The organism is Campylobacter sp. RM19072 (assembly GCF_024723485.1).
Lineage (GTDB): Bacteria > Campylobacterota > Campylobacteria > Campylobacterales > Campylobacteraceae > Campylobacter > Campylobacter porcelli.
Map to the genome: position 1 here is coordinate 1 of NZ_JANQCU010000048.1, position 1,237 is coordinate 1,237.

A 1,237-nucleotide genomic window follows, 5' to 3' on the forward strand; every position below is an offset into this window, starting at 1 on the left:
CCCCTAACCCCTTGTAAAAGCCTTCTAATGCTGCTGAGCTTTCGCTCAGAATTAATATAGAAGTTTAAAATTTAATTTACTGTAACAATCTTAATATATTTTGTTGAACTGCGTTAGCTTGGCTCATGGCATAACTACCACTTTGGGCTAGGATATTGAATTTAGAGAAATTCGCACTCTCACTAGCAAAATCCACATCCCTTATCTGACTTTCAGCTGATTTGACATTGACTTGGGTAACTGTGATATTATTAATAGTTGCTACTAATTGGTTTTGGACTGAGCCTAGATCTGCTCTTAGTTTATCTAGCGTTTTTCTAGCACTCTCAGCTACATCTACCATAGCTTGAGCTCCACCATAGGTATTTACGCCACCAGCTTGATCTGCTTCGCTATATACATTTGAGAAACCGCCATCGAAATACCCCATTGCTTTAGCAATTGAAAAATCAATTGTTCCTGAATTCATATATTTAAGGTTAATTGAAGCTTGATTATAAGTTGCCGTAGCAATTGAAGCTTCAGTAATGGCTGCTGCCGTCATACCGCTAATAGCTGACATACCATTTAATCCTACTTTAATATCTCTAGCGTCTTGGCGAACAAAGGTTATCTGACCCATTAATACAACACCTAAAGAAGCAGCACCTTGACCAGAAGCAGCTGAGGCTCCAGACAATCTACCACCTAATTTACTGTAACTTGTAGATATTGTTCCTATTCTAATAGCTCTACCATCTTTGGCGGCTAAAACTAAACGACCATTATCTAGACTTGCTTCTACTCCAGTTTCATCTTTTTTAGCGTTGATGGCTCCGATTAGTGTGTTATCGCTATCGTTGGCTTTAACTTCTATATTTCCTATAATAACACCATTTATTTGAAGTCCTTTTACTGTTCCAGCTTGAACTGCAGTAGACATAATTTGAGTATTATTTACATTTACTTTTACACCAGTTTTATCTGAAACTCCATTCATCATTTCAGCTACGGCTTTGTAGCCATCAGTGTATAAAGTACTGGCTTCTATTTTTTGAAATTCATAACCATTAGGAAAACCATCTATACCGCTTAATTTTACTTGAACGCCATCTGAAAACGCACCAGAAACGACAGAGAATATACCATTATTCGTAGTCTCAAACCTCGTATGCCCTATAGTATTTGAATTTGTAGCCCCTATACTTACCTTAGCAGTCTCATTACTATAAGCTCCTATTTGGAAGTTTTTATTACT

General features: G+C 37.0%; 1 protein-coding gene. It reads right to left on the reverse strand.

Annotation, left to right across the window (positions count from 1 at the left end; genetic code table 11):
• Nucleotides 1-76: 76 nt before the first annotated feature.
• The coding region (locus tag CSUIS19072_RS08390) for a flagellin (protein ID WP_337212270.1) at nt 77-1,237 on the reverse strand (1,161 nt) is incomplete at its 5' end.